Below are 16,487 nucleotides of genomic sequence, written 5' to 3'. Positions count from 1 at the left end.
GGGGGGGCGGGGAGGGCGGGGCCCCGCCCCCCCCCGGCCCGGCCCGCGGCCCGCGCCCCGCCCCCCGCCCCCCCCGCCCCCCACGGCGTCGTCGACGGCCCGCGCCAGCGAGGCGGCCCGCTCGTCGCCGGGCAGGTCGTCCAGCAGCACCACCCGCCCGTCGGGGCCGGTCAGCGGCATCCTCCAGTTCGGGTACTCCAGCGAGGTGCCCGGCTGGTTCTGCGTGCGGCGGTCGCCGACGGCGTCGACGAGGGCCACGCCGATCATCAGCGAGGGCGCCAGCGCCAGGTAGCGGTGCAGCGCCTCGACGGTCTGCTGCTCCCCGGCGCCCCCGCGCAGCAGGCCGCGCTCGCGCACCAGGCCCAGGATGCGGTCCTGCTCGGCGCGGTCGCGCTCGCGCTCCTCGGCCGCAGGGCGCGTCAGCAGCCCCAGCCGGTCGCGCAGGGCGACGTGCTCCTGGGCCAGGTAGCCGGCGGTGGGCGGCAGGTCGTGCACGGTGACGGTGGCCATCGCCAGCTCGCGGTAGTCCTCGGGCCGGCGTGGGCTGGAGCCGTCGTACTCGAACCACAGCACGGCGCTGCCCAGCACGCCGCGCTCGGCGAGGTAGTCGCGCACCCACGGCTCGACGGTGCCCAGGTCCTCGCCGACGACGACGGCACCGGCGCGCTGGGCCTCCAGCACGAGGATCCCGATGAGGGCCTCGTGGTCCAGGCGCACGTAGGTGCCCTCGGAGGCCGGCGCCCCCTGCGGGATCCACCACAGCCGGAACAGGCCCAGGACGTGGTCCACGCGCAGGCCGCCGGCGTGCCGCAGGATCGTGCGGACCATGTCGCGGAAGGGCGCGTACTGCTCCTCGGCCAGGCGGTCCGGCCGCCACGGCGGCTGGCTCCAGTCCTGCCCCTGCTGGTTGAAGGCGTCCGGCGGGGCGCCGACGGTGACGCCGTGCGCCAGCGCGTCGCCCAGGGACCACACGTCGGCGCCGTCGGGGTGCACGCCCACGGCGAGGTCGTGGACGATGCCCGGCCCGGTGCCGGCGGCCGTGGCGAGGTCCTGCGCGGTGCGCAGCTGCTCGTCGCACTGCCACTGCAGCCAGCGGTGGAAGTCGACGCGCCCGCTCAGCTCGGCGGCGGCGCCGGAGGCGGCGGCGCGCTCGGGGCTGGAGACCTCCTCGGGCCAGTCGCTCACCGGCAGCCCGTGGCGCTCGGCGAGGGCGCACCAGGTGGCGAAGTCCGTCAGGCCCGGGTCCTCCTCGGCGACGTAGCGGCGGAAGGCGGCCTCGCGGGCGGGGGTGCGCCCGTGCCGGAAGACGACCTCCAGCGCCTGCCGCTTGGCGGCCCACACCGCGTCGCGGTCGATCTCGCCGGCGTCGGTGTTGGCCGGGCGGCAGCTCGCGGCGAGCTCCTCCACGGCGGCGCGGTCGGCCGGCGTCAGGTACGCGACCTCGCGCACGTCCTCCACCCGCAGGTAGACGGGGTTGAAGAAGCGGCGCGTGGTCGGCAGGTACGGCGAGGGCTCCATCGGCGGCACCGGCGAGGCGGCGGCCAGCGGGTTGACGAGCACCCACCCGGCGCCGCGCTCGGCGGCGTAGGAGGCCAGCTCCCCCAGGTCGGCGAGGTCGCCGACGCCCCAGGACCGCGAGGAGCGCACCGAGTACAGCTGGGACTGGTAGCCCCAGCTGCGCCCGCGCCGCAGCGCCTCGGGCAGCTCCAGGACGTCGGGGGTCACCACGAGCGGGCAGGTGGTGTCCCCGGAGGGGGTGTGCACGCGCAGCACGTGCCAGCCCAGCGGCAGGTCGTCGGGCACCTCGAAGGTGGCGCGGCCGGTGAGGCGGCCGTCCACGCGCACGGGGTCCACCCAGCGGTCCAGCTGGCGCAGCCCGGCCCAGCCGCCGTCCTCGAGCTCCACGAGCAGCTCGACGGGGTCGCCGTGCGGCACGTGCACCGGCACCGCGTGGGTGCGGCCCTCGCGGGCGACGACGACCGGCGGCAGGGTGCGCCGCCAGGGCCGCAGCTTCACCTCGTGCAGGGCGGCGTCGACGGCGTCGGGGCCGGAGACGTCCAGCCCCATCGCGGTCAGGACCGCCTCGATGGTGGAGCGGCGGACGGCGGTCTCCTCGCCCTGCCAGTCGGTGAACCGGGTGGCGACGCCGCAGGCGGAGGCCAGCTCGAGGAGCTGGGGGCCCGGGCGGTCGGCGGGGGTGGTGCGCGGGTGGTCTGACGGCACGGCGACGACTCTGCCAGAGCGCGCCCCTCCCGGCCCGTCCACGCGGGCGGGGCGGCGGCGGGGGCCGGGACGCGGCGGTGCGGCGGCGGTGCGGCGGCGGCGCGGCCCGGGTGCGGCGCCGCTGCGCCCGGGCGGTGCCCGCGGCTCCTAGGGTGGGCGTCCATGAGCAGCCCCCGCAGCGCCCCGCCCGCCCCGCGCCTGGACCTGGTGGAGGACCTGCACGGCGTCCCGGTCGCCGACCCCTACCGCTGGCTGGAGGACGCCGACGACCCGCGCACCCGCGCGTGGTCCGCGTGGCAGGACGAGGCGTGGGAGGGATTCGCCGCCGGGCTGCCGGGCCGGCAGCGCCTGGAGCGCCGGGTGCGCGAGCTGATGGGCACCGGCGCGGTGGGCGCCCCGGTGCACCGCGGGCAGCGCGTCTTCCGCAGCCGGCGCGACCCCGGCGCCGAGCACGCGGTGCTGCGGGTGACCGACGCGCCCGGCGCCGGCGAGCGGGTGCTGGTGGACCCCGTGGCGCTGGACCCCTCGGGCACCACGACGCTGGACTCCTGGCGCCCCAGCGTGGAGGGCGACCTGCTGGCGTACCAGGTCTCCGAGGGCGGCAGCGAGGAGAGCGTGCTGCGGGTGCTGGACGTGGCCACCGGCGAGGTCGTCGACGGCCCGCTGGACCGGGCGCGCTACTCCCCCGTGGCGTGGCTGCCCGCCCGCGAGGGCGAGCCGCGCGCGTTCTACTACGTGCGCCGGCTGCCGCCGGAGCAGCTGCCCGAGGCCGAGCGGCAGTACCACCGGCGGGTGTACCTGCACCGGGTGGGCACCGACCCCGCCGGGGACGTGGAGGTCTTCGGCGCGGGGATGTCGATGACGAACTACTACGGCGTGTGGACCTCGCGCGACGGGCGCTGGCTGGTCGTCAGCGCCTCCGACGGCACCGCGCCGCGCGACGACGTGTGGATCGCCGACCTGTCGGCCTGCGACCCGCAGGCCCCGGTGCTGCGGGAGGTCGTCACCGGCCGCGACGCGCAGACCAGCGCGTGGGTGGGCCGCGACGGGCGGCTGTACCTGCTGACCGACCTGGACGCCCCGCGCGGGCGCCTGGCGGTGGCCGACCCCGCCGCGCCGGGCGTGGAGGGTTGGCGCGACCTGGTGCCGCAGGCGGAGGACGCGCTGCTGGAGGACGTCGCCGTCCTGGACGGCCCCGGGCTGGACGAGCCGCTGCTCGTGGTGGGCTGGACCCGGCACGCCGTCTCCTCGCTGTCCGTGCACGAGCTGGCGGGCGGGCGGCGCCTGGAGGGCGCGGCCGGGACGATCGAGCTGCCCGGCACCGGCGCGGTGGGCGGCCTGGTGACCCGGCCCGAGGGCGGGCACGAGGTGTGGTTCGGCTACACCGACGCCACCACGCCCACCCACGTGCACCGCTACGACGCCCGCGACGGCTCGCTGTCCCTGGACGCCGCCCCGCCCGGCGCCGTGGAGGTGCCGGCGGTGACGAGCCGGCTGCTGGAGTACCGCAGCGACGACGGCACCGCGGTGCGCCTGCAGCTGACGGTGCGCACCGACGCCCTCGACGAGGACGGCCGCCCCCGCGCCGCGGCCCCGGCGATCCTGTACGGCTACGGCGGCTTCGGCATCAGCCTGGCCCCGCACTACGCGCCGGACGCGCTGGCGTGGGTGGAGGCCGGCGGGGTGTACGCCGTGGCGAACCTGCGCGGCGGCGGCGAGGAGGGCGAGGACTGGCACCGCGCCGGGATGCGCGAGCACAAGCAGAACGTCTTCGACGACTTCCACGCCGCGGCGAGGTTCCTCGTGGAGCAGGGCTGGACGACGCACGAGCGGCTGTGCGTGCACGGCGGCTCCAACGGCGGCCTGCTCGTGGGCGCGGCCCTGACGCAGCAGCCGCAGCTGTTCGCGGGCGTGGTGTGCTCCGCGCCGCTGCTGGACATGGTGCGCTACGAGCAGCACGGCCTGGGCGCCACCTGGAACGACGAGTACGGCACGGCCGCCGACCCGCAGGAGCTGCGCTGGCTGCTGTCGTACTCGCCGTACCACCGGGTGGTGGAGGGCACCGCGTACCCGGCGGTGCTGTTCACCGTGTTCGACGGCGACTCGCGGGTGGACCCGCTGCACGCGCGCAAGCTGTGCGCGGCGCTGCAGCACGCCACCTCCTCGGGGCGGCCGGTGCTGCTGCGCCGCGAGGGCGACGTGGGGCACGGCGCCCGCTCGGTCTCGCGCAGCGCCGGCCTGGTGCGCGACACCCTCGCCTTCGCCGCGGCCGCCACCGGCCTCGACCTGTCCTGACCCCGCCCGCACCCGCACCCCGCACCCGCACCCGCACCCGCACCCGCACCCGCACCCGAGGGAGAAGGAGCACCCGCACCCCGTGGCCGCCACGCCCACCGCCCCGAGCACCGGCACCGGCACCGCCGGCGCCGGTGAGGACCTGTCCACCGCGCTGAGCACCGGCACCGCCGACGCGGGCGAGACCGCGCGCACGGCCGTCGACTTCCTGCTCGACAAGCCGCTGAAGATCGTCATCGCCCTGCTGGTGTGCTTCGTGGCGCGCTACCTGCTGCTGCGCCTGATCGACCACGTCGCCGCGGGCATCGCCTCCGGGGCCAGCAGGCTGGGCGGGCGCGGCCGCCAGCACGGCCTGCTGGAGTCCTCCCCGCTGCTGTCGGAGCGGCGCGAGCAGCGCGCCGGCACGATCGCCTCGGTGCTCAAGAGCGCCACCACGCTCGTGCTGGGCGTCACCGCGGTGATGTCGGTGCTCGACGTGCTCGGGGTGTCCATCGCCCCGTTCCTGGCCTCGGCCGGGATCGCCGGCGTGGCCATCGGCTTCGGCGCCCAGGCGCTGGTGAAGGACTTCCTGTCGGGGTTCTTCATGCTCGCCGAGGACCAGTACGGCGTCGGCGACGTCGTCGACCTCGGCGACGCCACCGGCACCGTGGAGGCGGTGGGGCTGCGCGTGACGCGGCTGCGCGACGTGCAGGGCACCGTCTGGTACGTGCGCAACGGCGAGATCCTGCGCGTGGGCAACCAGAGCCAGGGCTGGGCGCGCGCCGTCCTCGACGTCTCCGTCACCTACGGCTCCGACGTCGCGCACGTGCAGGACATCCTGCAGGACCTCGGCGACGCCCTGGTGGAGGAGGAGGACTGGAAGGAGCTGGTGCTGGAGCGCCCCGAGGTGTGGGGCGTGGAGCAGATGGCCGCCGACGGCATCGTGCTGCGCCTGGTGGTCAAGACCGCCCCGCTGCAGCAGTGGGCCGTGCAGCGCGAGCTGCGCCGGCGCATCAAGGCGGCCTTCGACGCCGAGGGCATCGAGTTCCCGTACCCGCAGAGCACCGTGTGGCTGCGCCGCGACGGCGAGCGCGCGCCGCAGCGGCCGGCCGCCCCCGCGGACCCGGCCGCCGCGGCCGGCTCGCACCCCCCGCCGCCCAGCGAGGCGGACGTGTCGGCGGAGACCACGGCGAACGCGGACCCGGAGTCGGTGCGGCGCGGCGTGTGAGGGCCCCCGGCCCCGGGGGTCGCGGGTCGCGCTCGCGCCCGGGACCGCGGTGCCGGGCGAGCACCCCGGCGCGGGCGCACCCACCGGGTCGCGGGCCGGTCGGGCGGGGCCGACACTGACCGCGTGTACGACGACACCCCGGACGGGGCCCCCCTGGAGAACGCCCACGAGGTCGGCGACGGCGGGGGCCGCCTGGCGCTGGTGACCGGCGTCAGCGGCTACATCGGCGGCCGGCTGGTGCCCGAGCTGCTCGCGGCGGGCTTCCGCGTGCGGGCGGTGGCGCGCCGCCCGGAGGCGCTGCGGGACCGCCCGTGGATCGACGACGTGGAGGTCGTGGGCGCGGACGCCTCCGACGCCGGGGCGATCGGCCCGGCCCTGGAGGGCGTGGACGTCGCGTACTACCTGATCCACGCCATGAGCAGCGGCGCCTCGTTCTCCGCGGAGGACCGGCGCACGGCGCGCACCTTCGCGCGCGCGGCCACCGCGCAGCGGGTGGGCCGCGTGGTGTACCTCGGCGGGCTGTACCCGGAGGGCGAGGAGCTCTCCACGCACATGGAGTCGCGCCGGGAGGTCGGCGAGATCCTGCTGGACTCCCCCGTGCCGACGACCGTGCTGCGCGCCGCGGTGATCCTCGGCTCGGGCTCGGCGAGCTTCGAGATGATGCGCTACCTGACCGAGCGGCTGCCGGCGATGGTGTGCCCGAAGTGGGTGGGCAACCGCATCCAGCCGATCGCCGTGCGCGACGTGCTGCGCTACCTGGTGGGCTCGGCGGACATGCCCGCCGACGTGAACAGGGCCTTCGACATCGGCGGCCCCGACGTCATGACGTACCTGGACATGATGCGCGGCTACGCCGAGGTGGCGGGGCTGCCCAAGCGCCGCGTGCTGCCGGTGGAGGTGATGTCCCCGCGCCTGTCCAGCCACTGGGTCGGCGTCGTCACACCGGTGCCCAAGGAGATCGCCCGGCCCCTGGTGGAGAGCATGGTGCACGAGGTGGTGTGCAAGGAGCACGACATCGCGCGGTACGTGCCCGACCCCCCCGAGGGCCTCATCGGGTTCCGCGAGGCGGTGCGCCTGGCGCTGCAGCGCGTGCAGGAGGCCAACGTGGCGACGCGCTGGTCGAGCGCGTCGGTGCCCGGCGCCCCCAGCGACCCGCTGCCCTCCGACCCGGACTGGGCCGGCGGGAACCTGTACGTGGACGAGCGCACCACGGTGGTCGACGCCCCCGCGCACGTGCTGTGGCGCGTGCTGGAGGGCATCGGCGGCGAGAAGGGCTGGTACTCCTGGCCCATGGCGTGGGCGGTGCGCGGGGTGATGGACCGCTTCTCCGGCGGCCCCGGCCTGCGCCGCGGCCGGCGCGACCCGCACCGCCTCATGGTGGGCGACGCGGTGGACTGGTGGCGCGTGGAGGAGCGCGAGGAGGACCGGCTGCTGCGGCTGCGCGCGGAGATGCGCCTACCGGGCCTGGCGTGGCTGGACCTGCGCGTGGAGACCGACGCCGTGGGGCGCACGCTGTTCCGCCAGCGCGCGCTGTTCCACCCCAAGGGCCTGGCCGGGCAGGCGTACTGGGCGGCGATCAGCCCGTTCCACGACGTCGTCTTCGGCGGCATGCAGCGCAACGTGAAGAGCACCGCCGAGGCGGCGGCGCGCGCGGAGGGGGCGCCGGCAGGGGCGACACTGGTGGCGTGAGCCCAGACGAGCCCCTCGTGCGACCGCAGAACCTGCTCGGGCGCAAGCCCGCCGGACCCGGCGGCGGGACGGTCACCTTCTACGACGAGGTCGGCGGCCACGAGACGTTCGTGCGCCTCGTGGACGTCTTCTACGACGGCGTCGCCGCCGACGAGGTGCTGCGCCCGCTGTACCCCGAGGCGGACCTGGGCCCCGCCAGGGAGCGGCTGCGGATGTTCCTGGAGCAGTACTGGGGCGGGCCGACCACGTACTCCGAGCAGCGCGGCCACCCGCGCCTGCGCATGCGGCACGCCCCCTTCAAGGTCAACCCCGACGCGCGCGACCGCTGGCTGGCGCACATGCGCGTCGCCGTGGACTCCCTCGACCTGCCGCCGGCCCAGCACGGCCTGCTGTGGGACTACCTGGAGCGCGCGGCGCACAGCATGCTCAACACGTTCGAGGACTGAGGGGTCGGCTCCTCGGGCCGGCTTCCCGGTTCTCGATCGCTGGTCGGGTTCTCGCCCGGTGAGCGGGTTCGCGCCCGGGAGCCGTGGTGCCCCGTCACCCTCTGAGCCCACCTCGTGCGCAGCCCCGCTCTCGGCCTCACACCTCGCCTGCCGTGACCGAGGAAGTGGCAACTTCCTCGGTCACCGTGATCGTGCACGGTCCGGTCCTCAACCGTGCACGATCACGGCAGGTACGGGGGTCACCGCGGGACCGCAGCGCCGGAACGGGCCGGAGGCGGGTAGGGCGCTCGGCGTCCGGAGCCCGCCCGCAGCACCCGGGCGCGGTGGTGCACCCGGCAGCGGGCGGAGAGCCGAGCGCCCCACCCGCCGCAGGCCACCAACCCGACCACGCGGGCCCGCTCGGCCCCGCGGACCCGACCCCGCGAAGCCAGGCGGAGCAGGGACCTCAGGAGCGGGGCACGGCCAGGCTGAGCGCGACGTCGCCGTGCGGGTCCACCCACCAGCGGGTCAGCTCCAGCCCGGCGGCGGCGAGCTCGCGCTGCACGGTCTCGCGGCGGAACTTGCTGGAGACCTCGGTGCGCAGCTCCTCACCCTCGGCGAAGGGCACCTCCAGGTCGAGCGCGCGGACGCGGACCGTGAGGGCCCGGCGGGCGCGCAGGCGCATCTCGACGCGCTCGTGCTCGGGCACCCAGGCGGCGACGTGGTCGAAGTCGTCGGGGTCGAGGTCCGCGCCGAGCTCGCGGTCGATCACGCGCAGGACGTTCTTGTTGAACTCCGCGGTCACGCCGGCGGCGTCGTCGTAGGCGGCGAGCAGGCGCGCGGTGTCCTTGACGAGGTCGGTGCCGAGCAGGAGGGCGTCGCCGGGGGCGAGGGTGGCGGCCAGGGAGGCGAGGAAGCGCGCCCGCCCGGCGGGTTCGAGGTTGCCGATGGTGGAGCCGAGGAAGGCGACGAGGCGGCGGCCGCCGCGGGGCAGGCGGTCCAGGTGCTGCTCGAAGTCGCCGACGACGGCGTGCACGGCCACGCCGGGGTGCTCGGCCGCCACGGCGGAACCGGCCTCGCCGAGCACGACGGCGTCGACGTCGAACGGCACGAACCGGCGCAGGGTCCCGGCGGCGGCGAGGGCGTCGAGCAGCAGGCGGGTCTTCTCGCTGGTGCCGCTGCCGAGCTCGACGAGGGTGTCGGCGCCGGTGGCGGTGGCGACCTCGCCGGCGACGCGTTCGAGCAGCGCCCGCTCGCGCCGGGTCGGGTAGTACTCGGGCAGGCGGGTGATCTCGTCGAACAGGCGGCTGCCGCGCTCGTCGTAGAACCACTTGGAGGGCAGCGTCTTCGGGGTCGCGCTCAGCCCGGCGCGCACGTCGCTGCGCAGGGCCCGCGCGAGGACGTCGGGCGTGAGGTGCCGCTCGAGGACGAGGGGCAGCGCACCGGCGCCGCTGGTGGCGCCGCTGGTGGTGGGGGTGGTGCTCACGTCGTCTCCAGGGGGGTCAGCTCGACGCCGGCGGGCGTCGCGGTCACGAGGGTGCGGTCGGGCACGTCGCACCAGCGGGGGTCGTCGTCGAAGGGCTCGCTGGCCAGCGCGACGCCGGCGGGGGTGCGCAGCACGCTGAGGGTGTCGCCCCAGGCGGTGGCCAGGACGCGCTCGCCGTCGGTGAGCAGGACGTTGAGGCGGGCGCGCGGGTCGGCGGCGCCGACGGCGGCGACGCGCGCGCCGAGCTCGTAGGGGGCGGCGAGCAGGTGGGCGGCCAGGACGGCGCTGTCGCAGACGGACTCCGCCGCCGGCCACGCCGAGGCGGGCAGCACGGCCCGGTCCACGACGCCGTTGTGGGAGAGCAGGTACCGCCCGCGCGTGAACGGCGCGCAGGCGCTCTCGTCGCCGGGCATGCCGACGGTGGCGCTGCGCACGGCGGCGAGCACGCACCCGGAGGAGACGTGCGGGGCCACGGAGGCCAGCGAGGCCTCCGCCCACAGCGGGCGCGCGCCGCGCCAGCGGGCGGGTTCGGGGCGCGCGGGGCTGTACCAGCCGACGCCCCAGCCGTCGGCGTTGACGGTGCCGTGGGCCTGCCGGCGCGGGGCCCAGCTCTGCCGCAGCAGCCCGTGCTCGGGGTCGAGCAGCAGCCCGGCGAGGGTGCGCGGTTCACCGGTCCAGGCGAGGTGGCGGCACACTCAGGCGTCCCAGGCCAGGCGCACGCCGGTGAAGACCTGCCGGCGCACCGGGTGGTCCCAGTTGCGGAACGAGGGGCGCACGGCGGCGGGCGCGGTGGCCCACGCCCCGCCGCGCAGGACGCGGTAGTCGCCGCCGAAGAACGGCGCGGAGTAGGTGTCGTAGAGCATCGGGGAGAAACCCGGCCACGGCTCGAAGCGGGACGTCGTCCACTCCCACACGTCGCCGATCATCTGCTCCGCGCCGTAGGCCGAGGCGCCGGCGGGGTAGGCGCCGACCTGCGCGGGGCCCAGGGCGGTGCCGCCGAGGTTGGCGCGCTCGGCGGTGGCGGGCGCCTGGCCCCACGGCCAGCGGCGGCGGCGGCCGGTCGCGGGGTCCCACGCGCACGCCTTCTCCCACTCCACCTCGGTGGGCAGGCGGGCCCCGGCCCAGCGCGCGTACGCCTGCGCCTCGTGGAAGTCCACGTGCTGCACGGGTTCGGCGGGGTCCACGGCGCGCACGACGCCGAAGCGGCGGTGCGTGAACCACCCGGCGCCGTCCGGTTCCCACGACAGCGGCGCGCGCAGGCCGGCGGCGACGCGGTGCGCCCAGCCGGTGCCCGTCCACAGCCGCGGGTCGTCGTAGCCGCCGGCGGCGACGAAACCGGCCCACTCGGCGTTGGTGACGGGCACGCGGCCGATGCGGAAGGCGGGCACGTGCACCTCGTGCCGGGGCGTCTCGTTGTCCAGCGCCCACGGCTCGTCGGCGGGGTCGGCGCCGAGGAGGAACGGCCCGGCGGGCACGAGGACGGACCCGGCGGGCACGGGCCGCCCGGGCGGGGTGGGCGCGGGGGTCAGCAGCGGGGCGCCGGCGCGCAGGCCGTGGGTGGCGAGCATCGTCTCGTCGTGCTGGTGCTCGTGCTGGGCGACCATCGCGGCGGTGAACGCGGAGCGCTCGGGGGTGCTCGCGGCGAGGGCGTCCAGGACGCGGGCGCGCACGTCGGCCAGGGCGCGGCGGGAGGCGCGCGCGTCGAGCAGCGGCAGCTGCGTGCGGGTGGCGCGGGGGTGCTCGAAGGCGTCGTAGAGGCAGGCGATCGCGGGGTGGAAGACGGGGTCGCGGTCGGGGTCGGCCACCTGCAGCAGCCACTGCTCCTCCTGCTGGCCGACGTGGGCGAGGTCCCACACGAGCGGGCTCATCAGCGGGGAGTGCTGGGCGGTCAGCTCGGCGTCGTCGAAGTCGGTGAGGGCCAGGGTGGAGCGGCGGGCGGACTCCAGGGCGTCCACGGCCGCCCGCAGGTCCGCGGCGGGACCGGTGGTGCCGGTGCCGCCGGTGCCAGCGGTGCCGCCGGCGGTGGTGGTGCCGGTGTCGGTGTGGGTCATCGCAGCTCCTCCGCGGTCAGGCAGGCGGCCGGCCCGCTGCGGCGGGCCCGCTCGGTCACGAGGTCGGCCGGGGTGCGCCCGGCGGCGGTCAGCTCGGCCCAGGCGGCCGCGCAGCCGCGCAGGGCCTCGGGCACGGCGGGCACGGCGGCCTCCACGACGGCGGCGGCCGCGCGGACGGGGTGGTCGCCGGCCTCGTCGAGCACCGCGGCGGCGGCGTCGGCGGCGCGCTCGTCGTCGACGAGGGCGGCCACCACGGCGGCCAGCCCCGGCCACCACGCGGCGGGCACGGCGTCCAGCACGCGCACCTCCAGGAAGCCGCGCAGGCGCACCGGCGGCCACAGGGTGCTCAGGTGCAGGTCGACGTCGGCGGCGGTGGGCGGCCGCGCGTGCAGCGGCCGGCGCCCGCCGGCCCAGTCGGCGAGGGTGACCGGCTCCAGCACGGGCCGGCAGGGGGCGTGCTCGCCGTCGCGCACGAGCATGACGGGCGCGGCGAGGGCGAAGGCGGCCCACTCCCCGGCGGGGTCGGTCCCGCCGCCGCCGGGGCGGGTGCAGCGGCCCGGCTCCAGCCGCCGCCACACGCCCTGGCGGGTGGAGGCGGTGCCGTCGGCGCGCCCGGCCAGCAGCGGGCTGCTCGCGCCGAGCGCGGCCAGGACGGGCAGCAGCCGGTGCAGGTGGGCCAGGCGCTGCGCCCAGCGGTGCGGCGGGCCGGCTTCGAGGTTGACCTGCAGGGAGGCGGTGGAGCACATCATCGCCGCGCCGTCGGCGCCGTGGCCCACGGCGGCGAAGTGCTCGGCCATCGCGGCGTAGCGCGAGCCGGGGTTGACGCGCACGGGCTCGCGGACCAGGTCGGTGCCGGTGCTCAGCAGGGCGATCCCGTCGGCGGCGAGGACGGCGTCGACGTGCGCGGCGTCGCGGCGCAGCGCCTCCACGGCGGCCTCGGCGCCGGGCAGCGGCGGGGTGGACAGCTCCACCTGGCCGCCGGGTTCGAGGGTGAGGCGGGAGCCGGCGGGCGGCACGACGCCGCGCAGGGCGCCGGTGAGGCGGTCCCAGGCGACGCGCCGGCCGGGAGCGGCGAGGTCGACGGCGTGGCGCTCCAGCTCCAGCCCGACGGTGCCGGGAGTCCCGGCGCGCAGGGCGGCGGCGGCGACGTGGTGGTGCACGGCGGCGACGTCGAGGGGACGCTCTGCGTCCCCCGCGTCCCCGGCCGTCTGCTCGACGGAGGACAGCACGGGCAAGGCCCCTTCCAGGTCCGGACCGGCTCCTCACGGAGCCGCGGGTCGGCGTGGGGCCACCGTTCGTGGCCTCGCCCGGAGCGTCGCACGCGCCCCGGGCACGGGCAAGAGCACCCCCCGCTCAGGGGCCGGCGGGTCCCCCGGCGCCCGCGGCGCCGTCGGCGTCCTCGCGGGGGGCGTGCTCGGCCAGGAAGCGGTAGACCTCGCTGTCGTCCACGCCGGGGAAGCGGCCCGAGGGCAGCGGGGCGAGGGTCTGCGCGTGCAGGCGGGCGCTGGGCCAGGCCGCGTCGGCCCAGCGCCGCTCCAGCTCCGCCGGGGGGCGCCGGCAGCACGAGGCGTCCGGGCAGCGGCTGCGCCGGCGCACCCGCGTGTCGCGGCCGCGGAACCACTTCGCGTGCGCGTACGGCACCCCCACGGTGATGGAGAAACCGCCGCCGTCGGCGGAGCCGGTCTGGCTGGAGCACCAGAACGTGCCCGCCGGGGTGTCGGTGTACTGGTAGTTCTCCGTGGTGCGGTTGCGCACCTCGAACACGGTGCGCGCCGTCCAGCGCCGGCACACCGGCTGGCCCTCGATGGCGCCGGAGGAGTCCTGCGGGAAGGGCACGCCGTCGTTCTCGTACCCGCGGTACAGGGCGCCGTCGTCGCCCACGCGCAGGAAGTGCACGGGGATTCCCAGGTGCGAGGTGAGCAGGTTCGTCAGCCGGTGCGCGGCGGCCTCGTGGGTGACGCCGAACGCGTCGCGGAAGTCCTCCACCGCGAGGTCCTTGTCGGCCTTGGCGGCGGAGAGGAACTGCACCGCGGCGCTGCGCGGCAGCAGGCAGCACGCGGCGAAGTAGTTGATCTCCAGGCGCTGGCGCAGGAACTGCGCGTAGCTGGCGGGGCGCTCGTGGCCCAGGACGCGGTGCGCGATGGCCTGCAGCGCCAGGGAGCGCAGGCCGTGCCCGCCGGGGATCGAGGCCGGCGGCAGGTAGATGCGGCCGTTGACCAGGTCGGTGACCGTGCGGGTGGAGTGCGGCAGGTCCTCCACGTGGATGAGGGAGAAACCCAGGTCCTGGGCCATGCGGGCGACCTGGCGGTGGGTGAGCGCGCCGACGGTGTACCCGGCGGAGCGCACGAGGTCCTCGGCGACCTCCTCCACCTCGGGCAGGTGGTTGTCCACCGCCCGCATGAGCAGCCGGATGCGGGTGTTGGCGCGGCGGGCCTCCTCGGGGGTGGCGTTGGCGGCGTCGTGCCGGCGGGCCAGCTCGCGGTGCAGCGCCACGAGCGCCTCCAGCGCGTCGGGGGGCAGCTTGCGCCCGGCGGAGACCTGCGGCAGCCCCAGCGAGCGCACGAGCGGGCTGCGCTGGGCCTGCTCCAGCTCGATCTCCAGCGCCGCCCGGCGGGTGGGGGGCGGAGCGGGGTCCAGCAGGTCCGCGGGGGTGACGCCCAGCGCGCCGGCGACGGCGGCGATGAGCGACAGGCGCGGTTCGCGCTTGCCGTTCTCCACCTGCGAGAGCAGGGACTGCGCCGTGCCCACCGCCTCCCCCAGCTGCGCCAGGGTCAGGCCGCGCTCGCGGCGGTGGTGGCGGATGCGCCGGCCCACGGACAGGGCGTCCAGGCCCCGCGGTCCGGCGGCCTCGGCGGTGGACGTCTCGGACAGCGGCTCCAGCGCCGCGACGCGCAACGGGGACACGACTTCACAGTAGGTGAAGAACGGCCGATCTTCACAGCGCTTCCTGCTTGTGAGGGGGTCGCGGGCGCCGCCATCGTGAAGCCACCGAGGCAGACCGCCGCACCACCGCCGACCGCGAGGAGCGCCGCCGTGACGACCGAGATGACCCCCGTGACCGCCGTCGGGACGACGGGGCCCGCGCCGGCGTCGTTCGTGGACCTGGACGCCCCGCGCCTGGCGGGGGCGCCGACGACGAACCCGGCCCTGCTGGCGTGGGTGCGCGACACCGCCCGCCTCACCCAGCCCGACGAGGTCGTGTGGTGCGACGGCTCGCAGGAGGAGTTCGACCGGCTCACCGCGCAGATGGTCGCCTCCGGCACCCTGCTCGCGCTGAACCCGGCCAAGCGCCCGGGCAGCTTCCTGGCGCGCTCGGCCCCCTCCGACGTGGCCCGGGTGGAGAACCGCACGTTCATCGCCTCCCGCCGCCGCGAGGACGCCGGCCCCACGAACAACTGGCGCGACCCCGACGCGCTGCGCGAGGAGCTGGCCGGGGTGTTCAGCGGCTGCATGCGCGGTCGCACCATGTACGTGGTGCCGTTCTCGATGGGGCCGGTCGGCGGGCCGATCTCCCAGCTCGGCGTGCAGGTCACCGACTCCCCCTACGTCGTGGTGAGCATGCGCACCATGACCCGCACGGGCTCGGCCGCGCTGGCCGCGCTGACGCCCGGAACGCCGTTCGTGCCCGCCGTGCACAGCGTGGGTTTCCCGCTCGTGGACCCCATCGGGCGCACCCGCGCCGACGTGCCCTGGCCGTGCAACGACCTGAAGTACGTGGCGCACTTCCCCGAGACGCGCGAGATCTTCTCCTTCGGCTCCGGCTACGGCGGCAACGCGCTGCTGGGCAAGAAGTGCTTCGCGCTGCGCATCGCCTCGGCGATGGCGCGCGAGGAGGGCTGGCTCGCCGAGCACATGCTCCTGGTGAGGGTCACCAGCCCGGAGGGGAGGGTGTTCCGCCTCGCGGCGGCGTTCCCCTCCGCCTGCGGCAAGACGAACCTGGCGATGCTGCGCCCCACCGTGCCGGGCTGGACGGTGGAGACCATCGGCGACGACATCGCCTGGATGCGCCCGGGCCCCGACGGCCGGCTGCGCGCCATCAACCCCGAGGCGGGTTTCTTCGGCGTCGCCCCCGGCACCGGGTGGTCGACGAACCCCACCGCGATGCGGATGCTCGAGCGGGACGTCATCTTCACCAACGTCGCCCTCACCGACGACGGCGACGTGTGGTGGGAGGGCATGACCGAGGAGCCGCCGGCGCACCTGCTGGACTGGCGGGGCCGGGACTGGACGCCGGAGCTGGGCGCGGCCACCGGCCGCACCGCCGCGCACCCCAACGCCCGCTTCACCGTCGCGGCGCGGCAGTGCCCCTCGATCGCGGAGGAGTTCGAGGACCCCGAGGGCGTGCCGGTCGACGCGGTCCTGTTCGGCGGGCGCCGGCGCAGCAACGTGCCGCTGGTGGCCGAGGCGCTGGACTGGAGCCAGGGGGTGTTCATGGGCGCGTCCGTCTCCAGCGAGCAGACCGCCGCCGCCGAGGGCACCGTGGGGCAGTTGCGCCACGACCCGTTCGCGATGCTGCCCTTCGCCGGCTACCACATGGGCGACTACTTCGCGCACTGGCTCTCGATGCGCGACCGCCTGCCGGCGGCGGGCCTGCCGCGGGTGTACTCGGTGAACTGGTTCCGCCGCGGCGAGGACGGCCGCTTCCTGTGGCCCGGTTTCGGCGAGAACTCCCGCGTGCTGGAGTGGGTCTGCCGGCGCCTGGAGGGGACGGCCGGCGCCCGGTTCACGCCGCTGGGCAACGTGCCCGCCGACGGCGCGCTGGACCTGCGGGGCCTGGACCTGCCCGAGGCGGACCTGGCGGAGCTGTTCGCCGTCGACGCCGGCGCCTGGCTGGCCGAGGCCGACCACCTGGAGGAGTACTTCGCGCGCTTCGGCACGCGCCTGCCGGCGGAGATCACCGGCCACCTGGACCTGCTGCGCTACCGCCTGGCCGGCGAGCGGGCCCTCTGATCCGCCGTGGGGGGGGGGGGGGGGGGGGGGGGGGGGGGGGGGGGGGGGGGGGGGGGGGGGGGCGGGGGGGGGCGGGGGGGGGGGGGGGGGGGGGGGGGGGGGGGGGGGGGGGGGGGGGGGGGGGGGGGGGGGGGGGGGGGGGGGGGGGGGGGGCGGGGGGG

At 77.1% G+C, this 16,487-nt stretch carries 11 protein-coding genes; 5 read left to right on the top strand and 6 right to left on the bottom strand.

Annotated elements, in window-relative coordinates:
- The coding region (gene malQ, locus ACRYR7_RS17855; protein WP_432573457.1) for a 4-alpha-glucanotransferase at nucleotides 1-2,223 on the bottom strand (2,223 nt) is incomplete at its 3' end.
- Nucleotides 2,224-2,385: 162 nt separating this feature from the next.
- On the opposite strand from malQ, the gene ACRYR7_RS17850 reads away from it, so the two are divergent.
- The 4 genes from ACRYR7_RS17850 (at nucleotide 2,386) to ACRYR7_RS17835 (ending at nucleotide 7,860) form a co-directional block, all read left to right on the top strand.
- Complete coding sequence (locus tag ACRYR7_RS17850) at nucleotides 2,386-4,518, top strand: prolyl oligopeptidase family serine peptidase (protein WP_432573456.1); 2,133 nt, start codon at nucleotides 2,386-2,388, stop codon at nucleotides 4,516-4,518.
- An 82-nt stretch (nucleotides 4,519-4,600) separates the two neighbouring features.
- Nucleotides 4,601-5,725 carry a mechanosensitive ion channel family protein gene (locus ACRYR7_RS17845; RefSeq protein ID WP_432573455.1) on the top strand — a complete coding sequence of 375 codons (1,125 nt, stop codon included), beginning with the start codon at nucleotides 4,601-4,603 and terminating at the stop codon, nucleotides 5,723-5,725.
- Nucleotides 5,726-5,848: 123 nt separating this feature from the next.
- Entirely contained in the window at nucleotides 5,849-7,414 is a 1,566-nt protein-coding gene (locus ACRYR7_RS17840; RefSeq protein WP_432573454.1) for an SDR family oxidoreductase, read from the top strand.
- 32 nt (nucleotides 7,415-7,446) lie between these two features.
- Nucleotides 7,447-7,860, top strand: coding sequence for a globin (locus ACRYR7_RS17835; RefSeq protein WP_432573461.1), 414 nt, complete (start codon nucleotides 7,447-7,449; stop codon nucleotides 7,858-7,860).
- A gap of 445 nt (nucleotides 7,861-8,305) precedes the next feature.
- Here the strand turns inward: ACRYR7_RS17835 and egtD are convergent, their stop codons facing one another.
- The 5 genes from egtD to ACRYR7_RS17810 all read right to left on the bottom strand — a co-directional run bounded on the left by egtD (nucleotide 8,306) and on the right by ACRYR7_RS17810 (nucleotide 14,247).
- Nucleotides 8,306-9,277, bottom strand: a complete 972-nt coding sequence (gene egtD, locus ACRYR7_RS17830) for an L-histidine N(alpha)-methyltransferase (protein ID WP_432573460.1) — start codon at nucleotides 9,275-9,277, stop codon at nucleotides 8,306-8,308.
- A 44-nt stretch (nucleotides 9,278-9,321) separates the two neighbouring features.
- Nucleotides 9,322-10,020: an ergothioneine biosynthesis protein EgtC gene (gene egtC, locus ACRYR7_RS17825; RefSeq protein WP_432573453.1), complete on the bottom strand. Its 699-nt coding sequence runs from the start codon at nucleotides 10,018-10,020 to the stop codon at nucleotides 9,322-9,324.
- Nucleotides 10,021-11,376 (bottom strand): ergothioneine biosynthesis protein EgtB, encoded by a 1,356-nt coding sequence (egtB, locus tag ACRYR7_RS17820; RefSeq protein WP_432573452.1) that lies wholly within the window; start codon nucleotides 11,374-11,376, stop codon nucleotides 10,021-10,023. It abuts the gene before it with no gap.
- Nucleotides 11,373-12,605: a glutamate-cysteine ligase family protein gene (locus ACRYR7_RS17815; protein ID WP_432573451.1), complete on the bottom strand. Its 1,233-nt coding sequence runs from the start codon at nucleotides 12,603-12,605 to the stop codon at nucleotides 11,373-11,375. The genes egtB and ACRYR7_RS17815 overlap by 4 nt, the downstream gene beginning before the upstream one ends.
- A 124-nt stretch (nucleotides 12,606-12,729) precedes the next feature.
- Nucleotides 12,730-14,247, bottom strand: coding sequence for a helix-turn-helix domain-containing protein (locus ACRYR7_RS17810; RefSeq protein WP_432573459.1), 1,518 nt, complete (start codon nucleotides 14,245-14,247; stop codon nucleotides 12,730-12,732).
- A 174-nt stretch (nucleotides 14,248-14,421) separates the two neighbouring features.
- Here ACRYR7_RS17810 and ACRYR7_RS17805 point away from each other — a divergent pair, with 174 nt between their 5' ends.
- Nucleotides 14,422-16,326: a phosphoenolpyruvate carboxykinase (GTP) gene (locus ACRYR7_RS17805; RefSeq protein ID WP_432573458.1), complete on the top strand. Its 1,905-nt coding sequence runs from the start codon at nucleotides 14,422-14,424 to the stop codon at nucleotides 16,324-16,326.
- Nucleotides 16,327-16,487 lie beyond the last annotated feature (161 nt).

The sequence above is a fragment of the Kineococcus gurbantunggutensis genome (assembly GCF_050871925.1).
Classification (GTDB): domain Bacteria; phylum Actinomycetota; class Actinomycetes; order Actinomycetales; family Kineococcaceae; genus Kineococcus.
This window is presented reverse-complemented; position numbering and strand designations above follow the sequence as displayed.